Here is a 25,133-nt window from a genome sequence, read left to right as displayed (position 1 = left end):
GTGCCTCAGGACGCATACGACTACGACGTCCTCATAGTCGGCTCCGGCTTCGGCGGCTCAGTAAGTGCCCTCCGCCTGACCGAAAAGGGATACCGCGTCGGCGTCCTGGAGGCCGGCCGCCGCTTCACCCGCGAGTCGCTGCCGAAGACCTCCTGGGACCTGAAGAACTACCTCTGGGCGCCGAAGCTCGGCATGTACGGCCTGCAGCGCATCCACCTGCTCGGCAATGTCATGGTCCTGGCAGGCGCGGGGGTCGGCGGCGGCTCCCTCAACTACGCCAACACCCTCTACGTACCGCCCAAGCCCTTCTTCGAGGACCCCCAGTGGAAGGACATCACCGACTGGGAGGAGGAGCTGAAGCCGTACTACGACCAGGCGCAGCGCATGCTCGGCGTCCGGCTGAACCCGACGATGACGCCCTCGGACGTCCACCTGAAGGCCGCCGCCGAGCGGATGGGCGTCGGCGACACCTTCCACATGGCCCCCGTCGGCGTCTTCTTCGGCGACGGCAAGGACGCGGACGGCGCGGTGCGGGCCCGGCCGGGGGACAAGGTCCGGGACCCGTACTTCGGCGGCGCGGGACCCGAGCGGCAGGCCTGCACCGAGTGCGGCTCCTGCATGACCGGCTGCCGCCTCGGAGCGAAGAACACCCTCAACGAGAACTACCTGTACCTCGCCGAGAAGGCGGGTGCCGTCGTGCACCCCATGACGACGGTCGTCTCCGTCACGGACGACTCGCGCGGCGGCTACGCGGTCGCCACCCTGCCCACCGACCGGAAGAACCGGAGCGGCAAGGGCCGGGGGCGTCAGGGCCGCACCTTCACCGCCCGCCACGTCGTCCTGGCCGCCGGCACCTACGGCACCCAGACGCTGCTGCACCGCATGAAGGCGAACGGGCAACTCCCGCACGTGTCCGACAAGCTCGGCGAGCTGACCCGCACCAACTCCGAGGCCCTGGTCGGCGCCCAGACCGACGACCGCCGCTACCGCAAGGCCACCGGCGAGCCGCGGGCCGACTTCACGCGCGGCGTCGCCATCACCTCCTCCATCCACCCGGACGCCAGCACCCACATCGAGCCGGTCCGCTACGGCAAGGGCTCCAACTCGATGGGCGGCCTGTCGATCCTCCAGGTGCCCTACGCCGGGGAGAACGCCTCGGGTGCCTCCCGTGTGCTCGGCTTCCTGGCGCACGCGGCGAAGCACCCCCTGCTGGTGCTGCGCTCCCTGTCCAACCGCCGCTGGTCGGAGCGGACCATCATCGGCCTGGTGATGCAGTCGCTGGACAACTCCCTGACGACGTACCTGAAACCGGCCGGAGTCGGCAAGGGCCTGCTCACCGCCCGCCAGGGCCACGGCTCGCCCAACCCCAAGCAGATCAAGGCGGCGACACAGGGCGCGTCGGCCCTCGCGGCCGAGATCAACGGCTTCGCGGGCTCCAACGTCGGCGAGCTGATGGGCACTCCGCTCACCGCGCACTTCCTCGGCGGCTGCCCGATCGGCGCCGACCGCGCCTCGGGCGTCATCGACCCGTACCACCGGCTGTACGGCCACCCCGGCATCTCGGTCGTCGACGGCTCCGCCGTCTCGGCCAACCTGGGCGTCAACCCGTCCCTGACCATCACGGCCCAGGCCGAGCGCGCCATGTCGTACTGGCCGAACAAGGGCGAGGCCGACCCGCGCCCGGCGCAGGGGGCGGCGTACGAGCGTCTGAAGCCCGTCGAGCCCAAGTCCCCGGCGGTCCCGGCGGACGCGTTCGGCGCGCTGCGGCTGCCGTTCCTGGGGATGCCGGCGGTGCCGCCGAAGAAGTAGGGGAGCCCGGCCGCACGGCGGACATGCGAGAAGGACCTGCGCCCCCCTCCGGACGCAGGTCCTTCACGTACTCAAGTGCTCACGCCGTCAGGCGTTCACACCGGCCTTGCGGCGCTTGACCGCGAAGAGCGCACCCGCACCGGCGACGACGGCGAACCCGCCGACGAGCCCGATGGTGGGCAGCATGGAGCTGGAGCCGGTCTCGGCCAGCTCGCCGGTGATCTCAGGCGTGTCGCTGGACGGCTTCTTGTCGGTGACGGGCGCCTTGCCGCCCGTCTGCGGCTTGGTGCCGTCCGTGTCGGTGCCGGCGGCCACGATCTGGAACTTGTAGGCGACGTCACCGAAGCCCACGCACTCGCCGTCGCCGTCGCCGTAGATGGTGGCGCCGAGCGAGAAGCCGGCGCCGACCGGGGCATTGGCCTTGACGTTGAGGCGGAGCGGGATGTTCACCTCGTAGCCGGGCTCCAGCTCGTCGGTGTAACCGACGTAGCCGACCGCGTAACCGCCCTCGTTCAGGTCGTCCCAGACCTTGTTCTCGGGGTCCCAGGCCTGCAGGCTGACCTGCTTGCTGGCGAACAGCTCCTCACCGTTCACGTCCGAGGCCGCACCGGCGAAGTAGTCCAGCGGGCCGAGCGTGGAGTCGGAGTTGTTGACGACGTCGAGCGAGAACTTGTGCCAGCCGCTGCCCGCCGCGATCTTGCCCGGCAGGCCGCTCATGCTGACGTCGACCTTGGTGTCCTCGCAGATGGACGGCTCCGGCTCCGGCTCCTCCGACTCCTCCGGCGTGGAGGTGCTCGGCGACGGGCTTGCGGAGGTGGAGGCGGAGGCCGAGGGCGAGGCGGACGTCGAGGCGCTCGGCGTGGACGTGTTTTCGCCCTTGCCGTCCTCGCCCGTGCCGTCCTCGCCCGTGCCGCCCTCGCCCTTGCCGTCCTCGTTCTGGCCGTCCTCGTTCTGGCCGTCCTCGCCCGTGCCGCCCTCGTCCGACTCGGACTCGCTCTGGCTCGGGGTCGCGGCAGGAGACGACGACGCGTCCGTGCTCTCGCTGGACGTCACGCTCGGCGTGGTTTCGGTGGCATACGCGGCCGGGGCCGCGAGGAGCGCCACCGGCGCTATCACTGCCGTGGCGGCCGCTGCTGCCATCGCGCGGCGAAGCTTCATGAAGACCTCGGGAAGTCGGTGCATCGCGGCGTCGCGATGCGAGCTTGACAAGCGTGGAGAGGCCGCCGCGGTGGAAGCGCGGGTTGGCCCGTGGTGCAGCAGGTTGGATCAGTGATGGCTGTGAATGGTTGTGCTCACGCTGACACAAGATTTATGTGTTCTGCGTCACTTGGTTTCGCGCATGACGATGTGGGCCTGGCGATTCGGGCATGACGAAGGGCCCCGCGGGACGTCATCCGCGGGGCCCTTCTTCAGTCAGCACCGGCGTCAGGGCAGCACCGGTGCCTGGGAGGCGGCGCCGGGGGGGGGTGCGCCGCTTGGATTTCGCGCCCCGGGTCGGCGCCCCGGGGTGTGCGGGGCGCGCCCTCGGTCTCGACCTTGGGCCCGGGGCGCGGACGTTTTCCGCCGGTCGGCCCCGGGCGTCCCCGGAGCCGACCGTTCTCTTGGGTGACCGGGCTGCTGTCCCCTGCCGTCCGGTCACTTCCCTGGAGCGAGGTCCCACGACGTACGGCACGATCCGCACGTCTCATCGCTCCAGCGAGCCACGCGTGGTTCTCTCGGGCCCGCCCCTGGCTGGCGCGGACACCCGGACCAACGAAGCGGTCCGGGAACCGGTCACGCGCCGTACGGGTGAGAGAAGCCCCGAACTCAGATGCGACCGCGGCACAGCTCGAGCAGCGTCATCGCCAGGGCCGTACCCGGCTTGCCCAGGGCCTGCCGGTAGTGGTCGAGGACCTCCATCTCGCGGGAGAGGTTCACCCGCCGGCCGCCGGAGGTGATCCGCGCCTCCTGGATCACGGCCGAGACGGCCACGCGTTCCTGGATCAGGCCGATGATCCGGTCGTCCAGGGCATCGATGCGTTCCCGGGCGCCGGTGATCACGTCGGCGGCCTCGGGGGTCCGGGCGCCGGTCCGCTCCGGGCCGGTCTCCGCGGGGCCGGTCTTGGGGTTGGTCTTGGCGAGGGCGGTCTGCTCGGCGGCTGCGGCGGTCATGTCGGGGGCTCCTTGCTGGGTGGTGGGCGGCACCCGGGGGCGAGCGGGCCCGGAAACGCCAGGCGCCCCGGACCTGTCGGCCCGGGGCGCCTGGGAAGTCGCTCGTCAGTTGCTCAAGCGGCACGACCATGGCAGCCGGCGGGCCGGTTGCCATAGGTAAACAGGAAGACCTGGTGCGTGAGCATGGCCTCAGTATGCCGTGCTGACGGACGGTGGCCAACGGGGTTCGCATGGTGAGACACCGAGCGCGGGCGGCCGGCCGCGGCCGCGTCGGTAGAATCGGTGGCACAAGCCCCCGCCCGACCGCCGGAAGGCACCCCGTGTCATCAGCGACTCCCGCTGCCAGCGCCGCCCCCGACACCGTCCTGGTCGTCGACTTCGGCGCGCAGTACGCCCAGCTCATCGCCCGTCGCGTCCGCGAGGCGCGGGTCTACAGCGAGATCGTGCCGAGCACCATGCCGGTCGAGGACATGCTCGCGAAGAACCCGGCGGCGATCATCCTCTCCGGCGGCCCCTCGTCCGTGTACGAGCCGGGCGCCCCGACCGTCGACCGCGCCCTGTTCGAGGCCGGCGTCCCGGTCTTCGGCATGTGCTACGGCTTCCAGCTGATGGCCCAGGCCCTCGGCGGCACGGTCGACAACACCGGCGCCCGCGAGTACGGCCGCACGGGCCTGCACGTGTCCAAGTCCTCCTCCACCCTCTTCGAGGGCACCCCGGAGGAGCAGGCGGTGTGGATGTCGCACGGCGACGCCTGCTCCGCCGCCCCCCAGGGCTTCGCCGTCACGGCCTCCACGGACGTCGTCCCGGTCGCCGCCTTCGAGAACGACGACAAGAAGCTGTACGGCGTCCAGTACCACCCCGAGGTGATGCACTCCACGCACGGGCAGCAGGTGCTGGAGCACTTCCTCTACCGCGGCGCCGGCCTGGCCCCGGACTGGACCACCGGCAGTGTCATCGAGGAGCAGGTCGCCGCGATCCGCGAGCAGGTCGGCGACCGGCGCGCCATCTGCGGCCTGTCCGGCGGCGTGGACTCCGCGGTCGCCGCCGCCCTCGTCCAGAAGGCCATCGGCTCCCAGCTGACCTGCGTCTACGTCGACCACGGCCTGATGCGCAAGGGCGAGACCGAGCAAGTCGAGAAGGACTTCGTGGCCGCGACCGGCGTGCAGCTGAAGGTCGTGGACGCCAGCGAGCGGTTCCTGAACGCGCTCAAGGGGGTCTCCGACCCCGAGGAGAAGCGGAAGATCATCGGCCGGGAGTTCATCCGGGTCTTCGAGCAGGCCCAGGCCGAGATCATCGCCGACCAGGGCCCGGCCGTGGAGTTCCTGGTGCAGGGCACGCTCTACCCCGACGTGGTGGAGTCCGGCGGCGGCACCGGCACCGCCAACATCAAGTCCCACCACAACGTCGGCGGCCTGCCCGAGGACCTCGAGTTCAAGCTCATCGAGCCGCTGCGCAAGCTGTTCAAGGACGAGGTCCGGATGGTCGGCCAGGAGCTGGGCCTGCCGGAGGAGATCGTCCAGCGCCAGCCGTTCCCCGGACCCGGGCTCGGCATCCGGATCGTCGGCGAGGTCACCAAGGAGCGGCTCGACCTGCTCCGCGAGGCCGACGCCATCGCCCGCGAGGAGCTGACGGCGGCCGGTCTCGACCGCGACATCTGGCAGTGCCCGGTGGTGCTGCTCGCCGACGTCCGCTCCGTCGGCGTCCAGGGCGACGGCCGCACCTACGGCCACCCGATCGTGCTGCGCCCGGTCTCGTCCGAGGACGCCATGACGGCCGACTGGTCCCGGCTGCCGTACGACGTCCTGTCCCGGATCTCCACCCGGATCACCAACGAGGTCAACGACGTCAACCGGGTCGTCCTGGACGTGACCTCCAAGCCGCCGGGGACGATCGAGTGGGAGTGAGCCCGACGGGGCCTTCCTTTGGGATCAGGTCCGCTTGAGGGTGCGCACCGGCTCCCCGGGCTTCCAGACCTGGACGACCAGATAGGTGTCGTCCTCGATGTAGGTCCGGGTGACCTCCGTCAGCTCGGTGCGGAAGAGGTGGAACGGCTCCGGCGGTTCCACCTCTTCGCGGTACGCGGCCTTCGTCGCCGGGTCCTCGACCTCGATCGCCCGGCCGCTGATCCGTACGTCGCCGCCGCCCATGCCGGTGCCCTCGCCCGGGTTGGCCTGGAGCGCGAAGCGCGGATCGCGGCGCAGGTCCAGCGCCTTGAGCGAGTCCGGCATCATGCCGAGCCACAGCTCGCCGTGGAGGAACCGCACCTCCAGGCCGGTGGTGCGGGGGGAACCGTCCTTGCGCAGGGTCGCGAGGACGTGGTGCGTGTAGGCGCCGAAGCGTTTCTCGACGGTGGCGGCCAGCTCGGGTTCTGCGGTGGCGAATGCGGCCCAGTTCGCTGTCATATGGCGAGTGTGGCAGCGATACCGGACACCTTTCGTCGGGTATCTGCCGGGTGTCCGCCGGCTGGGCGACGGGTGTGGTGCGCGCCGCTCTTGCGGAGGAGAACTGTCCTCCCGGGCTCACCGCCGGTAACTTCCGCCCCGTAGAGGATTCCAGTGCCGGAGGACACATGCACGGGACGCCAGGGGCCACTCCGCCCCCGCCGCTGCCCACCGACCAACTGCGGTTCGCGATGCCGCCGAGGCACGACTCCGTCGAGGACGAGCGCCGGCACCGCAAGGAACGGCTCGCGGGCGCCCTCCGGGTCTTCGGGCGCCACGGACTGGACGAGGGGGTCTCCGGCCACATCACCGCCCGCGACCCGGAGTTCACCGACTGCTTCTGGGTCAATCCGTTCGGCATGCCGTTCAAGCACGTCACCGTGAGCGACCTGGTGCTGGCCAACTCCGACGGCCAGGTCGTCGACGGCCGCTACCACGTCAACCAGGCCGCCTTCACCGTTCACTCCCAGGTGCACGCGGCCCGGCCGGACGTCGTCGCCGTCGCCCACTGCCACTCGGTGCACGGGCGGGCGCTCGCCGCCCTCGGCGAGCTGCTCGAGCCGATCACCCAGGAGAGCTGCGCCTTCTACGAGGACCACGCGCTGTACGACGCCTACACCGGCGTCACCGTGGACCAGGAGGAGGGGCGGCGCATCGCCGCCGCGCTCGGCTCCCGCAAGGCGCTCGTGCTCCGCAACCACGGGCTGCTCACCGTCGGCGACTCGGTGGACGCGGCGGCCTGGTGGTTCCTGTCGATGGAGCGCTCCTGCCAGGTGCAGCTGACGGCGCGGGCGGCGGGCCGGCCGGTGCTGATCGACCACCGGGCGGCGGTCACCACCCGGGAGCAGCTCGGCGGGGACATCGTGGCCTGGATCAGCTACCAGCCGCTGTGGCAGGACATCAGCCGGAGCGAGCGGGACCTGCTGAGCTGAGGGCCGGGCGGCGGCGCCGGGTCAACACGGCGCTCCGCGGATCACTCGTGCCGGGCAGAGCGGGCCGGGGACGGCGGACACGGGTGGGGCCGGGTGCGGCACAATTCGCTGGCGTCGTCGGGGAGTTGCGGATCACCGGGCGCGGTGCGGGAAGGCGGGAGTCGGGCGTGGCGGTGCAGGAGGCGAGACGCGAGGGCGGGGACACCGCCGGGGACTGCGGGTGCGCGGCTCGGGAGGGGCACCGGCGCGCGGTCGCCGCGTTCCGGCTGCGGCGGGACGAGTTCGCGACCGGGCAGGGCGTACCGGCCGCGGTGGCCCACTCGCCCTCCGCCTCCCGGCAGTGGGTGTCGGAGGAACTCGCGCAGTCCGCGGAGCGCGTCGCCGAGCGCGGCCGGGCCGAGGGCGCGGCGTGGCTCGGGGGCGTGTGGCGGCGCACGGCGGGTGCGGTGTGGGCGGTCGTGGTCGTGCTGCTGCTCGTGCAGGCGCTCACCGCGATCGGTGCCGGCTGGACGGCCGCGCGGAGCGCCGGGCTGGCGGCGGCGCTGGTGGTGGGCGTGGCGCTGACCGCGGCGTCGTGGTTCCACCGGGCGCGGGGCGGGGCGCTGGCGCCGGTCATCGGCGAGGACAACCGGCTGTCCACCTCCCGGGCGGTGGCGGCCGGGTGGGTGCTGTTCGTCGGGTACGCGGTGCTGGTGCTGGCCGGGCGGCTGGCGGCGGCGCCGGGGCGTGCGGAGCGGGACGCGCTGGTCTCCGGCCTGGAACTCGGCCGCGCGGCCGGGCTGGTGACCGTGGTGGCGGTGGTGTGCGGGATCGCGGTGCTGGTGCGGCGCGTGGTCGGGCTGCGGGTGCGGGGGCAGCGGCTGCAGAAGGTGCGGGCGGACCGGCCGCGGGCGGCGGATCTGCTGACCGACGACGCCGGGCGGGGCGCGTTCGCCGACATCCAGTACGTCGTGATCAGCGCGGTCGCGCTGGCCTTCGCCGTGGTGCGGCTGGCGCGGAGCCCGGAGCGGTTGCCGGATCTGCCGTGGGGACTGGCGGTGCTGGTGCTGGTGTCGGCCGCGACGTATGCCGCGGGGAAGTACGCGGAGGGCGGGCGGCCGGTGATTCTCTCGGTCGTGCGGGCACGGGAGCCCGGCGACCTGGACGCGCCCATCCGGACCGGGGACGACATCGAGATCCGGGGGACCGGTTTCGTGCCGCCGGGAGCGCAGCGGGCGGATCTGCTGGCGCGCGTGGTCGTCCGGATCGGTGCCGTGTACGCGCAGGTGCCGCTGGTTCCGGTGGCGGGCGGCTTCAGCAACCCGACGGACACCGTGCTGAGGGTGCCGGTACCGGCGGACGTGGAGCCGGGGCGGGTGGAGGTGCAGGTGGTGACGGCCGCGGGGGCGGAGACGAATCGGTGCGTGGTGGAGGTGACGGACTGACGGCCGCCTGCCCGGCGGGCGGCATCTCCGGTCGGAACCGGACTCGGCGGATCAGGATTGAGCGCGCTCTCCTTGTCGTGCGTATGGTCTGGTGAGGGCTCCGCGGGCGAGAGGGGGCAGGCAACGATGACTCACGGCTTCCGTACGGACACGGATCCGTACCACCGGGGCGGCGGGGACTGGCGTGACACGGCCACTCGGTACGCCCTGCTCCCCCTGCGCGTCTTCCTCGGCGTCACGTTCCTCTACGCCGGGCTGGACAAGCTCACCGACAGCGCCTTCATGAAGGACGCCGGTGCCGGGTCCATCGGCGACATGATGCGGTCCGTCCGTGACTCCTCGGCCGTCCCGGCCCTGGTCGACCTCGCGCTGGAGAACCCGGTCGGCTTCGGCTACGCCATCGCCTTCGGAGAGCTGGCCGTCGGCATCGCCACCCTGCTCGGCCTGCTGGCCCGGCTCGCGGCGCTCGGCGGTGCGCTGATCTCGCTCAGCCTCTGGCTGACCGTGAGCTGGGCCTCCGACCCGTACTACTACGGCAACGACCTCGCCTACCTCATGGCCTGGATCCCCCTCGTGCTGGCCGGGGCACCCCTGCTCTCGGTGGATGCCGCGCTCCGGGCCCGGCGACGGCGGTAGACCGCGTCAGGCCGGGAGGCCGGTCCCGGGCTCCTCGGCCGCGGACCGGGAGGCGCGGCGGCGCCGGCGTACGGACCGGGCCACGACCGCCGCCGCACCCGCCAGGCAGAGACCGCCGACGACCAGCGGGACGACCAGGAACCAGGGCATCTCCCACAGGCCGCCCGCGTCGCCGGCGTAGAGGACGCCCGCCAGCGCCAGGAAGATCCCGGCGATCAGCCGTCCGGGCTGGAACTCATGACGCAGCACGGGTCACCTCCGCCTGACCGACGCCCACCTGGAGGTCCAGGTCGAGCGTCCCGGTGTTCCCGCCGCCCTCGGTGGCGGGGAGGGTCAGCTCCTTGTGCCTGCCCGGCGCGACGTCCACGTCCTTGCGGTCGTCGCCCGGCAGCTGGATGTCACCCACGCCGACCTCGACGCTCAGCCGCACGGTCACGTCCTTCGGGACGATGACCCGTAGGTGGCCCATGCCCACGTCGGCCCGGGTGGACAGGGTCTGTCCGGCGGGCACCTCCAGCCGGGACAGGTCCAGCGTGCCCTCGCCCGTGCCGACGTCGTACTGCTCCCGTACGTCCGCCACCGTGGCGGGCCGCCACGCCGTCTCCGTCCACCGGGTGCCGATGTTCTCGGGCAGGGCCGCCGAGCCGGTCAGCAGGGCGGCCGTGATGACCGCCAGCAGGACCGTGCCGGCGCCCAGCCGGCCCAGGAAGGCGCTGACCGCGAGGCCGAGGCCGAAGACGGCGAGGGCACAGGACAGGCCGGTCTGCAGGCTGGTGCCCAGGGGCTGCTGGTCCCAGGTCAGGCCGGTGCCGAGACCGCCCGCGAGCAGGGCGAGCAGGAAGACCCAGCCGCCGATCCAGCGGGGGTCGGGGGGCTTCGGCGGCTGCGGGCGCCGGACGTAGGGGTCCTCGCGGTCGCCGCGGTGGACACCGAGGCTGATGTCGACGGCCGCCGCGATGTCCCGGTCGCCGGAGTCCCGGGGGCCCCACAGATATCCGGTGCCGCCGACGTGGGTGCCGTCCTTGACGATGGGGTCCCGCCACCAGGAGGGGTAGGCGGCGGCGACCGGCGGCGCCTTGGGCTCGGGCGGGGCGTCGGCCGCGGCCTGGGCGGCCAGTGGGTCCGGGCCGGGGTCGCCGCGCCGGCGCGACCAGTAGCCGGCACCGGCGAGCAGGAGGGAGAGGATCACGGCGAAGGTCAGCACCCCGCCGTTGTTCACCATGGTCAGGAAGGCGCCGCAGCCGACCAGGGCGAAGAGCACGGCCGCCAGGGCCTGGCCGTCGACGCGGCCGGTCAGCAGCTTGCGGACCTCGTTCTCGTCCTCGTCGTCGTAGGGGACGAAGAGCCAGGCGAAACCGTAGAAGAGGAGACCGATGCCGCCGGTCGCGGAGAGCACCGCCAGCGTGATCCGGAAGATCACCGGGTCCATGTCGCACTGGCGTCCGAGCCCGGAGCACACGCCGGCGAGCAGCTTGTGGGGCCGGTCGCGCCGGAACCTGACGGGCGGCTCGGGGGCGTCCGCCCCGGCCGGGCCCGCGGCGCCGGGCGCGGCACCCGCGGCGGGCACGGCGTCCCGCGGCCCCGCGCCCGGCCGGGGGCCGGGACCGGCGCCGGGCCCCGGGCCCGCCGCGGCCTGCTCGTGATCGGTCATGGCTCCATGGTGCCGGGCGCGGAGCCGCCGTGGCAGCGGGACGACCCTGGCCGGACCCTGATATTGGCCCTGAGGCCGGGCGGGGGAGGCGTTCGGCGGGTCCCGGGGCGAGATCATTCGCCGGGCCCCGGGCGGGATCAGGGGAGTCTCCGGGGACGACCCTGATGCCCCGGTCCGGGCCGCCGTGTGACCATCGATGCCATGCCGGAAGCCGCAGCAGCGCCAGTCGTCGAACCGCGGCCGCCGCGCAAGCTCTACCGCAGCAGCGACGGACGCTGGCTCGGTGGCGTGGCGCGGGGGCTCGCCGGGCATCTCGGGCTGCCGGTCGTCTGGGTACGGCTGGCGTTCGTCGGCCTGTTCATGGCCGACGGCCTCGGCGCGCTGCTGTACGCGGCGTTCTGGTTCTTCGTGCCGCTCGGCGTCGGTGGCGTCGAGGCGCAGCGGCCGCCGTCCCCCGTCACCGCCGAGACCTCGCCGGACGGCCGGCGCAGACGCGTCGCCCGCAGGCCGGACAAGGGCCAGATCGTCGCCCTGCTCCTCATGGTCGTCGTGGCCATGATCTTCGTGGGCAACGTCAACCTGGGCGGCGGGGCCAAGGCCTACCTCTGGCCGACGGTGCTGGTCGGCGCGGGCGTCGCCCTGGTCTGGCGGCAGGCGGACAACGCCCGCCGGGCCCGCTGGGTCGAGGTCGGCCGGCACCGGCGCACGGTCACGGTGCTGCGTGCCGTGGCCGGCGTGCTGCTCGTCACGGCCGGCGTCACCGGCATCTTCGTGCTCCAGGGCTCCGCCGCCCACCTCGGCTCCGTGCTCCAGGCCGCCCTCGCGGTCCTCGTCGGCATCACGCTCCTGGCCGGCCCGTACCTGGTGCGCATGACGCAGGACCTCTCCGAGGAGCGCCTGATGCGTATCCGCGCCCAGGAACGCGCCGAGGTCGCCGCCCATGTGCACGACTCGGTACTGCACACGCTCACCCTGATCCAGCGCAACGCGGAGAGCCCCGGCGAGGTGCGCCGCCTGGCCCGCGCCCAGGAACGCGACCTGCGCGCCTGGCTCTACAAGCCCGAGGGCAACGGCAAGGACGAGGACGACGAGCCCAGCACCCTCGCCGAGGCCGTCAAGCGCAACGCCGCCGAGGTCGAGGACAAGCACGGCGTCCCCATCGAGGTCGTGGTCGTCGGCGACTGCCCGCTCGACGAGAAGACCGGGGCACAGATGCAGGCCGCGCGCGAGGCGATGGTGAACGCCGCCAAGTACGGTGGCGAGGGCGGTGCCGTACAGGTCTACGCCGAAGTCGAGGGCAGGACGGTCTTCGTGTCCGTCCGGGACCGCGGCCCCGGCTTCGACCTCGACTCGATACCGGCCGACCGCATGGGTGTCAGAGAATCGATCATCGGCCGCATGGAGCGCAACGGCGGCACGGCGCGGCTGCGCGCGGTGCCCGACGGCGGCACGGAGGTCGAGCTGGAGATGGAGAGGGCGGAGAAGACGTCATGAGCGACCCGACCGAGGCGAACGGAACGGCCGGCCCGGCCGAGGCGGCACAGTCCCCGGAACCGGCGGGCGGGCGCCATGTGCGCGTGGTCCTCGTCGACGACCACCGCATGTTCCGTACGGGCGTCCAGGCCGAGATCGGCCAGACCGCGCAGACCGGCGTCGAGGTCGTCGGCGAGGCCGCCGACGTCGACCAGGCGGTCACGGTGATCACCGCGACCCGGCCCGAGGTGGTCCTGCTCGACGTGCACCTCCCGGGCGGCGGCGGCGTCGAAGTGCTGCGGCGGTGCGCCCCGTTGATGGCCGACACCGAGCGGCCGGTCCGCTTCCTCGCCCTGTCGGTGTCGGACGCGGCGGAGGACGTGATCGGCGTGATCCGCGGCGGCGCCCGCGGCTACGTCACCAAGACCATCACGGGCACGGACCTGATCGACTCCGTCTTCCGCGTCCAGGAGGGCGACGCGGTCTTCTCCCCGCGGCTGGCCGGCTTCGTCCTGGACGCCTTCGCCTCCACCGACGCCCCGCCGGTGGACGAGGACCTCGACCGCCTCACCCAGCGCGAGCGCGAGGTGCTCCGCCTGATCGCCCGCGGCTACGCGTACAAGGAGATCGCCAAGCAGCTGTTCATCTCGGTGAAGACGGTCGAGTCCCACGTCTCGGCGGTCCTGCGCAAGCTCCAGCTCTCCAACCGGCACGAGCTGACCCGGTGGGCGACGGCCCGACGGCTGGTGTGACGCTCATCTACAGCTGAGCGTCGACGGTCAGTTCGGCCCAGACCGTCTTGCCGATGCCGCACTCCCTGCGCTCTGCGCCCCAGTCGTCCGCCAGTTCCGCCACCAGCGAGAGGCCTCTGCCCGACTCGTCGTCCAGGCGAGCCGTGCCGGGAGCCGGGAGGGTGCCGTCGGCGTCCGTCACCGTGATGCGGAGGCGGTCGTCCGTGAGCACGCAGCGGGCCCAGATCTGACGGTCGGCCGGGACCCGGGCGTGGCGGTACGCGTTCGTCATCAGTTCGCTCAGGACGAGTGCCGCCGTGTCTGTCATATCCGGGTGAAGCCCCCACGAGGCCGCCTGCTCGCGGAACAGGGCGCGGGCCCTGCTCACGCTGCGCGGGTGCCGTGGCAGCCGCCATTCGATGTCCTTCGGGGTCTTCGTAGGCAGCGGCCATGGGGTCTGCATACGCGGTTCATTCCTTGCGTCGGTTGTTTCGCGGTTGGGGAGATCACCGTCCCGGTTCGCGCGTAGCCTCACGAGTAACGGCGTGGGTACAGCGGGTGGCTGTACCCCTCGTGGTCCCGGCGGAGGTGTGCGTGTGTCGACCGAGGTGAACTCCCAACCGCCGATCGCGTGGCGGTACTGCGGCAGCCAGATCAAGATGTGGCGCACGGAGGCCGGTATCGGTCGGGAGGCGCTGGCCAAAGAGGCCGGGTACGACTACGAGTACGTCAAGTCCATGGAGAACGGCCGCCGTCGGCCGACACTGCGGCTGTTGCAGATCGCCGATCAGGTGTGCGGGGCGGGCGGGAAACTGGTCGCGGCGCAGGAGTACTTGAAGCCGGAGCCGTTCCCGACGTTCTCGCAGGACTTCATCCGATACGAGTCGGAGGCCATGTCGCTCAGTTCGTACGAGCCGTTGCTCATCCCGGGGCTGCTGCAAACAGAGGAGACTGCCCGATCTCTGCTCACGGCACATTGGCCGCCGCTTGACGACGAGACCGTTGAAGAGCGTGTGGCTGCCCGGCTCAAGAGACAAGGTCTGCTGGCGAAACAGACGAGGTCCTTCAGCTTCGTGATCGGCGAGGCCGCGCTGCGCAATAAGGTCGGAGGGGCGGCAACGCACTCACGTCAGATGCGCCACCTGCTAACCGTGTCGGAGCAGCGGAACGTCACGGTGCAAGTGCTACCGATCGTCGGTGCGCATCCCGGCCTCAATGGGCCACTTGTCTTGCTGGAGACACCGGAGCACGAGCATGTTGGGTACGAGGAGGGGCAGACAGCCGGCGTGCTGTACTCGGACCCGGATCGCGTCAGTACCGCCACACAGCGCCATGCGATGATCCTTCGGCTGGCGTTGAGTCCGTCAGAGTCCGCGCGATTCATCGGCAAGGTGGCGGAGGAGCAATGAACAGGGACCTGCAGTGGGTCAAGTCCACGTACAGCGGCACTGAAGGGGGCAACTGCCTCGAAGTCGCCCTCGACTGGCGCAAGTCGAGCCACAGCGACGACCAGGGCGGTGCCTGCCTGGAAGTCGCCGCCTGCCCCCACACCGTCCACGTCCGGGACTCGAAGCTCGGTGCCCGGAGCCCCCGGTTCGCCGTCACCGGAGGCGCCTGGGCCGACTTCGTGGCGTACGCCCGTACCGGCGCTTGAGCTTCGGGGGACGGGGCCCGGGATCCGAGCGCCGTTTGTGAGGAATGGGTGGGTGGTGTTCAACCCACCCGCCCACCCTCCCCGCGCCAACTGGCCGCCCCAGCAGCCGACATGACTTTTCGTGATCGGCTTGCGACGCGCCGTCGCGGCCCTCTAGCGTTCGCAGCAACAAACAACCCCGGTCGGGTGTTACCAGCACCCGCCGGGGTCTCACCCCAAGATCAGGACCCGATCTCGTGGCTTACCAAAACTCTAACGCCGTCCTGCCCGCACCCGCAGCTCATCCCATGGCCAATCCCGGCTACGGCAAGCGCAGCGCCCCGGCCGGGCCCGGCGCCGCCCTCCGCCCCGCCGACTTCTCGCACCTCCCCGCCCGCGAGGCCTACATCGCCGCCTACGTGGACCGACTGCCCGACGGCGCCGCCATGGACGTGAAGAGCCTTGCCAAGGTGCTCCCGCTCTACGGCCAGCAGGCCGTCCGCAGCGCCCTCAACCACCTCTCCCGCGCCGGGCATCTGCACCGCGTCCGCGGTCTCGCCGCGACCGGAGACGGTGGAACGCGCTGGGTGTTCCGTACGTTCTGGTCCGGCACCGCTCGTGACAGTGCCTGGTGGGCGCGCTTCCTGGAGGGCGGCGAGGCCACCGACGTCGCGATGTCGGTCATCGGAACGGACGAGGTCACCACCCCATCGAGTGACCCCGAGTCCGTGCCCGAGCCTCAGTCCGAGCCCGCGTCCGCCGCCCCCGAAACGCACCGGGCCACGGCCTACCGGGTCCTCGCCCGGCTCGGCCGCGTCGAACCCCGCCTCGCCCTGTCCGAGGCCGACTGCCGTGACCTGGTCGACCTGGTCGTCCCCTGGCTGGAACGGGGAACCGACACCGTCTCGTTGATGCGGGCGCTCACCGCCGGTCTGCCCGACGCCGTCCACGCACCGCGCGGGTTCGTGGCTCGTCGGCTGAGGGACAAGGTGCCGCCCGTCCAGGCGGCCCCCGCGGCTTCCGCGCCGGTGCGGGACAGCGCCGCGCCCCGGCTCGTCGGCCGTCTGATGCCGGAGTGCACCGAGTGCGGGGTGCCGGGGCGTCCGGCCGCCTTCGTCGGCGGGCTGTGCCGGGGCTGCCGTACCGTCGCGGCACCCGGTGACGTCCGGGACACCGTGCGCAGTGCTCCGCCCGTCGTTCCGCCGCCCTCGGTGTGCCGGAGACCGGGCCGGACTCGGGCGGTGACGAGGTCTCGCGGGGAACCGGCCCTCACACCACCCGCGTAGCCCCCGCGAACGGCATCTGGTCGATGGGGGCCAGGCGGACCGGTGCCGAGGGATTGGGGGCGTGGATCATCTGCCCGTTGCCGACGTAGATGCCGACGTGGCTGATGCCGGAGTAGAAGAAGACCAGGTCGCCGGGGCGCAGGCCGGAGCGGGCGACGCGGCGGCCGGCGTCGATCTGGGCGTAGGTGGTGCGGGGCAGGGAGACGCCCGCGGAGCGGTACGCGGCCTGGGTCAGGCCCGAGCAGTCGAAGGCGTCCGGGCCGGTCGCACCCCATACGTAGGGGCTGCCGAGCTTGGAGTAGGCGTAGGAGACGGCGGCCGCGGCGCGGGAGCCGGTCGCCTGCGCGGAGGCGGCGGCCGCCAGACCGCCCCGTGCGCCCGGTGAGCGGGAGGCGCGGTCCGGGCCCGCGCCGATGCGCGCGCGTTCCTCGGCGGTCAGCCGGGACAGCAGCCGACGGGCCTCGTCCAGTTTGCCGGTGATCGTCTTGCGGTGCCGTTTCAGGTCGGCCTGCCGGGACTTGAGCGTGGACAGCTCGATGCGGGCGGCGCCGCGGAGCTGTTCGACCTCCCGGAGCTGCTTGCGGACCCGGCCGAGGGCGGCCGACCGTCGGACGCCCGCGCGTTCCGCGAACGCCGCCCGGTCCAGGTAGTCGTCGGGGTCCGAGGAGAGCGCGAGTTGCAGGGCCGGGTCGAGACCGCCGCTGCGGTACTGCGCCGCCGCGGCCGAACCGAGCGCCCTCCGCGCGGTGTCGAGGCGGTCCTCCTTGCGGGCGGTCTCGTCGCGCAGGTCCTCCAGCCGGCGTTCCGCCGCCTCGGCCTTCTCCTTCGCGCCGTTGTACTTCTCGGTGGCGATCTCCGCCTCCTGGTACAGCTTGTCCACCCTGGCCTTGACCTGCGCCGGTGTGAGGTCCGGCTCGGCATGACCGGTCCCGTCCAGGCCGGTCGCGGTCGCGGCCCCCGCGAGGGCGAAGGCGGCGGCCGCACGGGCGCTGCCGCCGCCCGCCGCGCGTTGCCGGGGTCTGCGGTGCGCACCCACGAGGGCTCACCCGTCCTTCCGTACGACTCCTGTGGCCTGCCGGCCGGCGCGTCCGGCGGCGGCCCCGCACAGGGGACGGGCCGCCACCGGACCCTTTCGGCGGTGGTGCCGACTGCCGCCCCCGGCCCGGGCGGCGGTGGGGAGCCGGGCACCTGGGGCAGGACGCTAGACCCGGCCGTGCCGGGGCGGTTGCGGTATGTGCGGAAGTGACGCCAGGGGACCGGCGGTGACCGTATGCGACCGCGGTCCCGTTCCGCGGCCGTCGCCTTCACGCGGGGTGCTGACCGATGTGCCGGAGGGCGGGACGGACGCGGGGGAGCGGTGCTACGGGGCGCATATATGCACCCCTGCCGAGGTGCTCGCCGGGAGCGGTCGGCGTCGCCCGGGCCGGTGCGGGGCGCCGCCGTACCCGTGATTAGGCTCCGGCCTCATGGACGTACTCATCCACCTCTTCGTCGGCCTGCACATCATCGGCATCGCCGCCCTGCTCGGCGGCTTCCTCACCCAGATGAAGGCGATGGGCCGGGGCACCGCCCGCTACACCCCGGCCATGCTGCACGGGGCGCTGACGATGCTGGTCACCGGAGTGATCCTGGTCGGCCTCAACCAGGCCGACGACCAGCCGGTCGACAACATCAAGATCGGCGTGAAGCTGGCGCTGCTGATCGTGATCCTCGGCCTCGTCTACGTGAAGCGGGACGAGGAGAAGGTGGACAAGGGCCTGTTCGGGCTGGTGGGTCTGCTCACCGTCGCCAACGTCTTCATCGCCGTGCTGTGGACCTGAGCGGCACCGGCGCGACCCGGGAGGGAGCCTGCGGGCTCCCGTGAGCTCCTCAGGCCGGTCGCACCACGCTGTGGATCGACGACTCCCCGTCGTAGTGGACGGACTCCTCCCGGACGTACGCGCCGGGCCTCGGCGCGTGGATCATCATGCCGTCGCCGATGTAGAGACCGACGTGGGAGAGGTCGTCGTAGAAGAACACCAGGTCGCCGGGGAGCGCCTGGGAGAGCGGGACCGTCGTGCCGGTGTCGACCTGGTCGTAGGTGGTGCGGGGCAGCGTCACGCCCGCGGCCTTCCAGGCGGCCTGGGTGAGACCGGAGCAGTCGTAGGAGCCGGGGCCGGTGGCGCCCCAGACGTACGGCTTGCCGATCTGGGCGCGGGCGAAGGCGACGGCCTTGTCGGCCTTGGTGGCGTACGAGGGGCCCGGCGCCGCCGGCGAGCCGCCGTCCGCGGCCGGCGAGGCGCTGTCCGGGGCCGGCGAACCGGTGGCCGGAGCGGGGGGCGCGGGGTCGTTCTCCTGCTGGGCGGCCTGCTCCCGCCGCTCCCTCTCCCGCTGTTCCTCCGCCTGCTGCCGGGCCAGCTCCGCGGCCTTGCGGGCGGCCTCCTCCCGCTTCTCCTTTTCGATCGCGGCGAGGCGGGCCTTCTCCTCGGCGGTCAGGCGTGACATCAGCTCCCGCGCGGTGGCGAGCTTCTTCTGGACGGTGGCCTTGGCCGTCCTCAGGTCGTTCTGCGCGTCGGTGAGCGTCTCGAGGCTCTCGGTGGCCTCCCGGCGCTTCTCCATCGTGGCCGACTGCTGCGTGACGTAGTCGTCGACCGCCGCCTTCTGGCGGCCGGTGAGCCGGCCCATCAGCTGGTTCCGGTCGAAGTAGTCCTGCGGGCTGTCGGCGAGCAGGAAGGCCGCGGTGTCGGGGACGGAGGCGCCCGTGCGGTACTGGGCGGCGGCGAAGGAACCCAGCTCCTTGCGCGCGTCGTTGAGCTTCTGGGTGCGCTCGGCGACGTCGTCGAGGAGGGTGTCGACGCGCTTGCGCTGCTTGGCGGTCTTCTCCTTCGCCGCGTTGTACTTCTCGGTCGCGGCGCCGGCCTGCCGGTAGAGGTCGTCGACCTTCTTCTCGACCTCCTCCAGGCTCGGCTTGTCGTCGGCCGAGGGGGAGGCTGGGGGCGAGGGGGCGGCGGGGTCGGCGTTGGCCGACTGGGACAGCAGGGCGACGGAGGTGAAGGCCGCCGTGGCGAGGGCGGGGGTCCGTATGCCTGCTGCGCGCGTACCCGCGGGACGCGACTTGCGGTGCGACGCCAAAGGAGGCGACTCCTTCCGTGCTCCGCCTACCGGGTGAGCGGTGGGGGTGCCCCCAGGCCGTCGAGGCGCTGGGGGATGGTTCGGGCGGAATTCCGGAAGGTGTGCCCTACGGCCGCGCCCCGGAGGGCGTGTGGGCCGATTCACCCATGGTCTCGGTCGGGTCCCCGGCTCCGGCTGCCTGCGGGCGCGCCGGACTCGGCGGAGGCCGCGCGGCCCGGCGACGTTCGCCGGTAGGGGTCGTGCGGCCTGCCCGCACGGTAGCCAACCCGTGTGGCAGCTGTGAAGGTTGGTGGGTGATATGCCCGATACATTTTCGTGACCTGCGATCAACGCTTCACGATGAGTGACGAGCGGTGTCGTGGCCGTGCCGATCGGGGGCCTTCGGGCCAATTTTCGAGGCGGCGGCCGGTTGTCGGTGGGGCGCCCTAGACTCGTAGAGCGATGAGCAGCCTCTTTGACGACAGCTTCCTGGCGAGCCTCCAGGCCCCCCGCGGCCACGAGGAGGAACCCCCGCCCCCGCCCGACGACGATCACCTTCCGGAGTCGATCCCGGACGATCTGTTCGGGGGGAAGTTCGACACGCCGCCGGACCGGGACGCCTACTACCGGGACGGCGCCCCGCGACCGGTGGTGGACACGGCCGCGCTCCTGGACGGGCTGAACGACAACCAGCGCGCCGCCGTGGTGCACTCAGGCTCCCCGCTGCTCATCGTGGCCGGCGCCGGTTCCGGCAAGACCCGGGTGCTCACCCACCGCATCGCCCACCTGCTGGCCGAGCGGGGCGTGCACCCGGGCCAGATCCTCGCGATCACCTTCACCAACAAGGCCGCGGGCGAGATGAAGGAGCGCGTCGAGCAGCTCGTCGGCCCGCGGGCCAACGCGATGTGGGTGATGACCTTCCACAGCGCGTGCGTGCGCATCCTGCGCCGCGAGTCGAAGAAGCTCGGTTTCACCTCCTCGTTCTCGATCTACGACGCCGCCGACTCCAAGCGCCTGATGGCGCTGGTCTGCCGCGATCTCGACCTGGACCCGAAGCGCTTCCCGCCCAAGTCCTTCAGTGCCAAGATCTCCAACCTGAAGAACGAGCTGATCGACGAGGAGGACTTCGCCGCCCAGGCCGCCGACGGCTTCGAGAAGACCCTCGCCCAGGCCTACGCCCTGTACCAGTCGCGGCTGCGCGAGGCCAACGCCCTCGACTTCGACGACCTGATCATGACGACGGTCAACCTGCTCCGCGCCTTCCCGGACGTCGCCGAGCACTACCGCCGCCGCTTCCGGCACGTCCTGGTCGACGAGTACCAGGACACCAACCACGCCCAGTACGCCCTGGTGCGGGAGCTGGTGGGCACCGGCGCCCACGACGAGGACGTCCCGCCGGGCGAGGACGACCTGCCGCCCGCCGAGCTGTGCGTCGTGGGCGACGCCGACCAGTCGATCTACGCCTTCCGCGGCGCCACCATCCGCAACATCCTCCAGTTCGAGGAGGACTACCCGGACGCGACCACGATCCTGCTGGAGCAGAACTACCGCTCCACCCAGACCATCCTGAGCGCCGCCAACGCGGTCATCGAGCGCAACGAGTCCCGCCGCCCCAAGAACCTGTGGACCAACCAGGGCGCCGGCTCGCAGATCACCGGGTACGTCGCCGACACCGAGCACGACGAGGCCCAGTTCGTCGCCGACGAGATCGACCGCCTCACGGACGCGGGCGAGGCGAAGGCGGGAGACGTCGCCGTCTTCTACCGCACCAACGCCCAGTCCCGTGTCTTCGAGGAGGTCTTCATCCGCGTCGGCCTGCCCTACAAGGTCGTCGGCGGCGTCCGCTTCTACGAGCGCAAGGAGGTCCGGGACGTCCTGGCCTACCTGCGGGTGCTGGCCAACCCCGAGGACTCGGTGCCGCTGCGCCGCATCCTGAACGTGCCCAAGCGGGGCATCGGTGACCGGGCGGAAGCCATGATCGACGCGCTCGCCCAGCGGGAGAGGATCAGCTTCCCGCAGGCGCTGAAGCGGGTCGACGAGGCGTACGGCATGGCCGCGCGGTCGGCGAACGCCGTCAAGCGGTTCAACACGCTGATGGAGGACCTCCGGACGATCGTCGAGTCCGGCGCCGGACCGGCGACCGTGCTGGAGGCGGTGCTCGAACGCACCGGCTACCTCGCCGAGTTGCAGTCGTCCACCGACCCGCAGGACGAGACCCGGATCGAGAACCTCCAGGAACTCGCCGCCGTCGCCCTGGAGTTCGAGCAGGAGCGCGCCGAGGGCGAGGCCGGGACGCTGGCCGACTTCCTGGAGCAGGTCGCGCTGGTCGCCGACTCCGACCAGATCCCCGACGAGGAGGACGGCGACGGCGTCGTCACGCTGATGACGCTGCACACCGCCAAGGGCCTGGAGTTCCCGGTGGTCTTCCTCACCGGCATGGAGGACGGCGTCTTCCCGCACATGCGCGCCCTCGGCCAGGCCAAGGAGCTGGAGGAGGAGCGGCGGCTGGCCTACGTCGGCATCACGCGCGCGCGGGAGCGGCTGTACCTCACGCGGTCGACCATGCGCAGCGCCTGGGGCCAGCCCTCGTACAACCCGCCCTCGCGCTTCCTGGAGGAGATCCCGGCGGCCCATGTGGCGTGGAAGCGCACGGGCGCGGGCGCGTCCACCGCGCCCGCCGGCCCGGTGTCGGGTGTGGCGGCCTCGCTGTCGTCGTCGCGGTCGCGTTCGTCGGCGTCGGGCGGTTCCGGCTTCGCCACCCGCCGGGCCGGGGAGAAGCCGACGGTCGCACTGGCGGTCGGCGACCGTGTCACGCACGACCAGTTCGGGCTCGGCACCGTGGTCGCGGTGAAGGGCACGGGGGCGAACGCCGAGGCGACGATCGACTTCGGAGACACCAAGCCCAAGCGGCTGCTGCTGCGGTACGCGCCGGTGGAGAAGCTCTGACGCAGGCCCGGCCGGCACGTGCCGCGCCGGGAACGTGCTACGCCGGGCGCTCTGCGCGAGGGGTGCCCGGCCGGCCGGTCAGGTCGGATCGAGGCCGTGGCTGCGCAGCCACGACAGCGGGTCGATCGCCGAGCCGCCGCCCGGCCGCACCTCGAAGTGCAGGTGCGGGCCGGTGGAGTTGCCCGAGTTGCCGGAGTACGCGATCGGGTCGCCGGCCTTGACGACCGTGCCGGAGGGAACGCGGTAACTGGAGAGGTGGCAGTACCACGTCTCCGTACCGTCCTTCGCGGTCACGATCATCATGTTGCCGTACGCGCTGTTCCACTGGGTGCGAACCGTGCCGTCGGTCGCGGCCAGCACCGGCGTGCCGTACGAGACGGGGAAGTCGATGCCGGAGTGGACGGACATCCAGTTGATGCCGGACTGGCCGTAGTAGGCGCTGAGCCCGTGCTGCGCGACCGGCAGGGCGAACTTCGGGCGGAGCCGCTCCTTGCGGGCCGCCTCCTCCGCCGCGCGCTTCTTCTCCGCCTCCTGCTGCGCCTTGAGGTCGATGCGCTCCTGGGTCCGGCTGGCCCGGTCGGCGAAGTCGGTGGCGCCGGCCGACACAATCGCGAGCTGGGTGTCCAGCTTGTTGTTGGCGGCGGATGGTTTCACCGGCTGCCTGTCGGGGGTGGAGGCCGCGGCGTCGGTGCTCTCCTCGCCGCCCAGTGTGCCGACGGAGGCGGCGGCGATCCCGGCGACACCCATCACGCAGGCCGAGGGGACGGCGATGGTCAGCAGCGCGGAGCGCTTGGCGGGCTGGCGGCGGCGGGAGCGGGGGGAGCGGGGGGACCGGGGATCGGTGGGGGCGTCGGCGGTGCCGGAAGCGTCGGCGGCAGAGCCGGAGTCGCTGGTCTCTTCCTGGTCGTCCAGCAGCAGGGGGCCGGTGACCGTGGGGAGTTCGCCGGTGTCCGTCGGTCTGTCGCCGGAGGGCGGGGCCGTGCCGTGTTCGGATGCGCCGTCCGTGTTCCACTGGGTGGCGTCCAGCGTGCCCGTGTCGAAGGACTGGGTGTCCCAGGCCCACTGCTGGGTCCGGTCGGCGGGGTTGCCGGACTGGTCCGGCTGCATCCAGGCGGTGGCGTCCCACTGCCCGGAGGTGTCCGGGCCGGTTCCTTGCGAGGGGACGACGGGCAGCTGCTGGTACTCGGCGGTCCAGGCCGCCGTGTCGTAGGCGCCGGTGTCGTAGGCGGTGGTGCCGTAGCCGGTGTGCTGCTGGGTCCCGTAGGTGTCATACGTCAGCGACTCGTGGGTACCGGAATTCAGCGTCTCGTGGGCGCCGGTGGACCACTGGCCGGTGTCGTACGAACCGGTGCCGTCGTAGGAGCCGGCGGTCTCGTAGGTTCCGGTGGCGTCGTAGGGCGCCGTCTCGTACGTGCCGGTGTTCTGGCCCGGGAGGCTGCCGAAGAGGGGGTCGCTCTCGAAGGACGCGGGGGCGGGCGTGCCGGTGACAAAACCAGTGGCGTGGTGGCCGCCGTACGTGGTGAGGTCGCCGTACTGGGCTTCCTGGGTGCCGTAGGCCCCATAGGGGGCGGAGGCGGCGTCGGAAGCCGAGGCCGGGGGTGTCATGGTCCCCGACGGGTGACGGTCGTTCACCAACTTCTCTTTCGCCTCGACAACAGGGGCTGCCAGAGCAGTGCGGCGACTGTACCCGGCGGTACGCGGGCACGACAATCTTCGTCAGGTTTCACGCGCGCAGGAAACGGGCAACCGGCCGTGTTTTGGGGGACTGCGGACCCGCGCTTGGCCTTGTGTTCGATGAACGTTCGACTCGGTGGCCGATCGGTGAAGGCCGCCGGGGCCTTGTGAGGCGGTCGGGCGGTGGCTCAGGCGGCGACGGGTGTCATCAGGCGACGGTCAGGCCGCCGGTGCGGTTGTCGAGCGTGGCGGTGTCCGTCGTGGCCGCGTCGAGGGCCTGGCGAATCCCCGTGGCGACCGCCGGGTGCACGGGCAGGGCGAGGTGGCCGATGCCGCTCACCTGCACGTTCTGCACGGTCAGGTCGGGATGGCGGAGGCAGGCCGTCTCCAGGGGGTCCATCACGCGGTCGAGGTCGCTCCAGAAGCTGACGAACTGCGTACGGCATCCGGGGGCGGGGAGGGCCAGCTCCTCGATCACCGGTGAGCCGGGGCGCATCTGGCGGACGATGGGGTGCGCGTTCGCCAGGGGCACCACGCGGGTGCCCGCGTGTGGCGTACCGAGCGTCACGAGCGTCCGGACGCGGCGGTCACCGCCGAGTCGCTGTGCGTAATAACGGGCGATCAGGCCGCCGAGGCTGTGTCCGACGATGTCGACCTGCTCGCTGCCCGCGCGTTCGCAGATCTCCTCTATGTGACGGCCGAGCAGGTCTGCCGCGGTGCGTATGTCGCAAGTCAGCGGTGAGTAATTGAGCGACATGACCTGTTGCCGGCCGTGCTGGGCGAGGTTGCGCCGCAGCAGGACGAAGACCGAGCGGTTGTCGATGAAGCCGTGCAGCAGGACGACCGGCGGGTGGGCCTGCGGGGCCTCGACGGGCAGACGGGGCGCGACGAGGGAGGCGGCGGCTGGGGCCGCCGGGGCGTTCAGGGGAGCCTCTTCGGGCGGCGCGTCCTGGCTGGTCGTGGACGTGGACGTGGACGTCGACGCGGACGTGGGTGTGGGCGCGGACGCGGTGCCGGGCCGGGGCGCGGGCGCCGGGGCGGCGAGCAGGCGCTCCTGGGTGAGGCCCGACGGGTAGAGGAACAGGTGCCCCGCGAGGATCGCGATCTCCAGGGCCGTGGCCTTGAGCAGCGTCAGGGAGAGGGCCGGGAGCCTCGGGGACGGGATGGGCAGGGTGGACGGGATGGGCAGGGTGGAGGGGATCGAGAAGGCGGTCGGGATCGGCAGTGCCGAGGGGATCGGCAGTGCCGAGAGGAGA

Annotated in this window: 22 protein-coding genes; 12 read left to right on the top strand and 10 right to left on the bottom strand. The window is 72.2% G+C overall.

Annotation, left to right across the window (positions count from 1 at the left end; all coding sequences use genetic code 11):
* Positions 1-1,809 carry a GMC oxidoreductase gene (locus ACLGIH_RS12990; protein WP_416525415.1) on the top strand — a complete coding sequence of 603 codons (1,809 nt, stop codon included), beginning with the start codon at positions 1-3 and terminating at the stop codon, positions 1,807-1,809.
* An 87-nt stretch (positions 1,810-1,896) separates the two neighbouring features.
* Here ACLGIH_RS12990 and ACLGIH_RS12985 read toward each other — a convergent pair whose 3' ends face one another.
* Together ACLGIH_RS12985 and ACLGIH_RS12980 are read right to left on the bottom strand one after the other, a co-directional pair.
* Entirely contained in the window at positions 1,897-2,949 is a 1,053-nt protein-coding gene (locus ACLGIH_RS12985; RefSeq protein ID WP_416525414.1) for an LPXTG cell wall anchor domain-containing protein, read from the bottom strand.
* Positions 2,950-3,615: 666 nt separating this feature from the next.
* On the bottom strand, positions 3,616-3,960 hold the full coding sequence (locus tag ACLGIH_RS12980) for a chorismate mutase (protein WP_416525413.1): 345 nt from the start codon (positions 3,958-3,960) through the stop codon (positions 3,616-3,618).
* Positions 3,961-4,280: 320 nt separating this feature from the next.
* Between ACLGIH_RS12980 and guaA the strand changes: the two genes are divergently transcribed.
* On the top strand, positions 4,281-5,864 hold the full coding sequence (guaA, locus tag ACLGIH_RS12975; protein ID WP_416525412.1) for a glutamine-hydrolyzing GMP synthase: 1,584 nt from the start codon (positions 4,281-4,283) through the stop codon (positions 5,862-5,864).
* 24 nt (positions 5,865-5,888) lie between these two features.
* On the opposite strand, the gene ACLGIH_RS12970 is transcribed toward guaA, so the two are convergent.
* Complete coding sequence (locus ACLGIH_RS12970; protein WP_416525411.1) at positions 5,889-6,362, bottom strand: pyridoxamine 5'-phosphate oxidase family protein; 474 nt, start codon at positions 6,360-6,362, stop codon at positions 5,889-5,891.
* A 167-nt stretch (positions 6,363-6,529) separates the two neighbouring features.
* On the opposite strand from ACLGIH_RS12970, the gene ACLGIH_RS12965 reads away from it, so the two are divergent.
* The 3 genes from ACLGIH_RS12965 to ACLGIH_RS12955 all read left to right on the top strand — a co-directional run bounded on the left by ACLGIH_RS12965 (position 6,530) and on the right by ACLGIH_RS12955 (position 9,393).
* Positions 6,530-7,333, top strand: coding sequence for a class II aldolase/adducin family protein (locus ACLGIH_RS12965; protein WP_416525410.1), 804 nt, complete (start codon positions 6,530-6,532; stop codon positions 7,331-7,333).
* 167 nt (positions 7,334-7,500) lie between these two features.
* Positions 7,501-8,757 (top strand): hypothetical protein, encoded by a 1,257-nt coding sequence (locus ACLGIH_RS12960; RefSeq protein ID WP_416525409.1) that lies wholly within the window; start codon positions 7,501-7,503, stop codon positions 8,755-8,757.
* A 126-nt stretch (positions 8,758-8,883) separates the two neighbouring features.
* On the top strand, positions 8,884-9,393 hold the full coding sequence (locus tag ACLGIH_RS12955) for a DoxX family membrane protein (RefSeq protein WP_416525408.1): 510 nt from the start codon (positions 8,884-8,886) through the stop codon (positions 9,391-9,393).
* A 6-nt stretch (positions 9,394-9,399) separates the two neighbouring features.
* Here the strand turns inward: ACLGIH_RS12955 and ACLGIH_RS12950 are convergent, their stop codons facing one another.
* Positions 9,400-9,642, bottom strand: a complete 243-nt coding sequence (locus tag ACLGIH_RS12950; protein WP_416525407.1) for a hypothetical protein — start codon at positions 9,640-9,642, stop codon at positions 9,400-9,402.
* Positions 9,629-11,044, bottom strand: a complete 1,416-nt coding sequence (locus ACLGIH_RS12945; RefSeq protein ID WP_416525406.1) for a PspC domain-containing protein — start codon at positions 11,042-11,044, stop codon at positions 9,629-9,631. The genes ACLGIH_RS12950 and ACLGIH_RS12945 overlap by 14 nt, the downstream gene beginning before the upstream one ends.
* A gap of 201 nt (positions 11,045-11,245) precedes the next feature.
* Between ACLGIH_RS12945 and ACLGIH_RS12940 the strand changes: the two genes are divergently transcribed.
* Together ACLGIH_RS12940 and ACLGIH_RS12935 are read left to right on the top strand one after the other, a co-directional pair.
* Positions 11,246-12,538, top strand: a complete 1,293-nt coding sequence (locus ACLGIH_RS12940; protein WP_416525405.1) for an ATP-binding protein — start codon at positions 11,246-11,248, stop codon at positions 12,536-12,538.
* Positions 12,535-13,269, top strand: a complete 735-nt coding sequence (locus ACLGIH_RS12935) for a LuxR C-terminal-related transcriptional regulator (RefSeq protein WP_416525404.1) — start codon at positions 12,535-12,537, stop codon at positions 13,267-13,269. Before ACLGIH_RS12940 ends, ACLGIH_RS12935 begins: the two co-directional genes overlap by 4 nt.
* 7 nt (positions 13,270-13,276) lie before the next feature.
* Here ACLGIH_RS12935 and ACLGIH_RS12930 read toward each other — a convergent pair whose 3' ends face one another.
* Complete coding sequence (locus ACLGIH_RS12930) at positions 13,277-13,711, bottom strand: ATP-binding protein (protein ID WP_416525403.1); 435 nt, start codon at positions 13,709-13,711, stop codon at positions 13,277-13,279.
* A gap of 133 nt (positions 13,712-13,844) precedes the next feature.
* Between ACLGIH_RS12930 and ACLGIH_RS12925 the strand changes: the two genes are divergently transcribed.
* The 3 genes from ACLGIH_RS12925 (at position 13,845) to ACLGIH_RS12915 (ending at position 16,167) form a co-directional block, all read left to right on the top strand.
* The gene (locus ACLGIH_RS12925; protein WP_416525402.1) at positions 13,845-14,657 is read left to right on the top strand and encodes a helix-turn-helix domain-containing protein; all 813 of its coding nucleotides are present in this window, start codon (positions 13,845-13,847) and stop codon (positions 14,655-14,657) included.
* Positions 14,654-14,902 carry a DUF397 domain-containing protein gene (locus tag ACLGIH_RS12920; protein ID WP_416525401.1) on the top strand — a complete coding sequence of 83 codons (249 nt, stop codon included), beginning with the start codon at positions 14,654-14,656 and terminating at the stop codon, positions 14,900-14,902. The genes ACLGIH_RS12925 and ACLGIH_RS12920 overlap by 4 nt, the downstream gene beginning before the upstream one ends.
* Positions 14,903-15,189: 287 nt before the next feature.
* On the top strand, positions 15,190-16,167 hold the full coding sequence (locus ACLGIH_RS12915; RefSeq protein WP_416525400.1) for a MarR family transcriptional regulator: 978 nt from the start codon (positions 15,190-15,192) through the stop codon (positions 16,165-16,167).
* Here ACLGIH_RS12915 and ACLGIH_RS12910 read toward each other — a convergent pair.
* Positions 16,151-17,203: a C40 family peptidase gene (locus ACLGIH_RS12910; protein ID WP_416525399.1), complete on the bottom strand. Its 1,053-nt coding sequence runs from the start codon at positions 17,201-17,203 to the stop codon at positions 16,151-16,153. The genes ACLGIH_RS12915 and ACLGIH_RS12910 overlap by 17 nt on opposite strands.
* 430 nt (positions 17,204-17,633) lie before the next feature.
* Here ACLGIH_RS12910 and ACLGIH_RS12905 point away from each other — a divergent pair, with 430 nt between their 5' ends.
* Positions 17,634-17,987 carry a hypothetical protein gene (locus ACLGIH_RS12905; RefSeq protein WP_416525398.1) on the top strand — a complete coding sequence of 118 codons (354 nt, stop codon included), beginning with the start codon at positions 17,634-17,636 and terminating at the stop codon, positions 17,985-17,987.
* Positions 17,988-18,036: 49 nt separating this feature from the next.
* Here the strand turns inward: ACLGIH_RS12905 and ACLGIH_RS12900 are convergent, their stop codons facing one another.
* Positions 18,037-19,278, bottom strand: a complete 1,242-nt coding sequence (locus ACLGIH_RS12900; RefSeq protein WP_416525397.1) for a C40 family peptidase — start codon at positions 19,276-19,278, stop codon at positions 18,037-18,039.
* Positions 19,279-19,719: 441 nt separating this feature from the next.
* Here ACLGIH_RS12900 and pcrA point away from each other — a divergent pair, with 441 nt between their 5' ends.
* Positions 19,720-22,203, top strand: coding sequence for a DNA helicase PcrA (gene pcrA / locus ACLGIH_RS12895; protein WP_416525396.1), 2,484 nt, complete (start codon positions 19,720-19,722; stop codon positions 22,201-22,203).
* A gap of 78 nt (positions 22,204-22,281) precedes the next feature.
* On the opposite strand, the gene ACLGIH_RS12890 is transcribed toward pcrA, so the two are convergent.
* Both ACLGIH_RS12890 and ACLGIH_RS12885 read right to left on the bottom strand, forming a co-directional pair.
* Entirely contained in the window at positions 22,282-23,835 is a 1,554-nt protein-coding gene (locus ACLGIH_RS12890; RefSeq protein WP_416525395.1) for a peptidoglycan DD-metalloendopeptidase family protein, read from the bottom strand.
* A gap of 250 nt (positions 23,836-24,085) precedes the next feature.
* Positions 24,086-25,078 carry an esterase/lipase family protein gene (locus tag ACLGIH_RS12885; protein ID WP_473246768.1) on the bottom strand — a complete coding sequence of 331 codons (993 nt, stop codon included), beginning with the start codon at positions 25,076-25,078 and terminating at the stop codon, positions 24,086-24,088.
* Positions 25,079-25,133 lie beyond the last annotated feature (55 nt).

This window comes from Streptomyces hamibioticus (genome assembly GCF_047946815.1).
Taxonomy (GTDB): Bacteria; Actinomycetota; Actinomycetes; order Streptomycetales; family Streptomycetaceae; genus Streptomyces.
This window is presented reverse-complemented; position numbering and strand designations above follow the sequence as displayed.

Excerpts from the sequence above, each read along its gene's own strand:
- ACLGIH_RS12985 (WP_416525414.1), bottom strand. The coding sequence starts at position 2,949 with ATGGCAGCAGCGGCCGCCACGGCAGTGATAGCGCCGGTGGCGCTCCTC.
- ACLGIH_RS12980 (WP_416525413.1), bottom strand. The coding sequence starts at position 3,960 with ATGACCGCCGCAGCCGCCGAGCAGACCGCCCTCGCCAAGACCAACCCC.
- ACLGIH_RS12970 (WP_416525411.1), bottom strand. The coding sequence starts at position 6,362 with ATGACAGCGAACTGGGCCGCATTCGCCACCGCAGAACCCGAGCTGGCC.
- ACLGIH_RS12965 (WP_416525410.1), top strand. The coding sequence starts at position 6,530 with ATGCACGGGACGCCAGGGGCCACTCCGCCCCCGCCGCTGCCCACCGAC.
- ACLGIH_RS12955 (WP_416525408.1), top strand. The coding sequence starts at position 8,884 with ATGACTCACGGCTTCCGTACGGACACGGATCCGTACCACCGGGGCGGC.
- ACLGIH_RS12945 (WP_416525406.1), bottom strand. The coding sequence starts at position 11,044 with ATGACCGATCACGAGCAGGCCGCGGCGGGCCCGGGGCCCGGCGCCGGT.
- ACLGIH_RS12940 (WP_416525405.1), top strand. The coding sequence starts at position 11,246 with ATGCCGGAAGCCGCAGCAGCGCCAGTCGTCGAACCGCGGCCGCCGCGC.
- ACLGIH_RS12935 (WP_416525404.1), top strand. The coding sequence starts at position 12,535 with ATGAGCGACCCGACCGAGGCGAACGGAACGGCCGGCCCGGCCGAGGCG.
- ACLGIH_RS12930 (WP_416525403.1), bottom strand. The coding sequence starts at position 13,711 with ATGCAGACCCCATGGCCGCTGCCTACGAAGACCCCGAAGGACATCGAA.
- ACLGIH_RS12920 (WP_416525401.1), top strand. The coding sequence starts at position 14,654 with ATGAACAGGGACCTGCAGTGGGTCAAGTCCACGTACAGCGGCACTGAA.
- ACLGIH_RS12915 (WP_416525400.1), top strand. The coding sequence starts at position 15,190 with ATGGCCAATCCCGGCTACGGCAAGCGCAGCGCCCCGGCCGGGCCCGGC.
- ACLGIH_RS12905 (WP_416525398.1), top strand. The coding sequence starts at position 17,634 with ATGGACGTACTCATCCACCTCTTCGTCGGCCTGCACATCATCGGCATC.
- pcrA (WP_416525396.1), top strand. The coding sequence starts at position 19,720 with ATGAGCAGCCTCTTTGACGACAGCTTCCTGGCGAGCCTCCAGGCCCCC.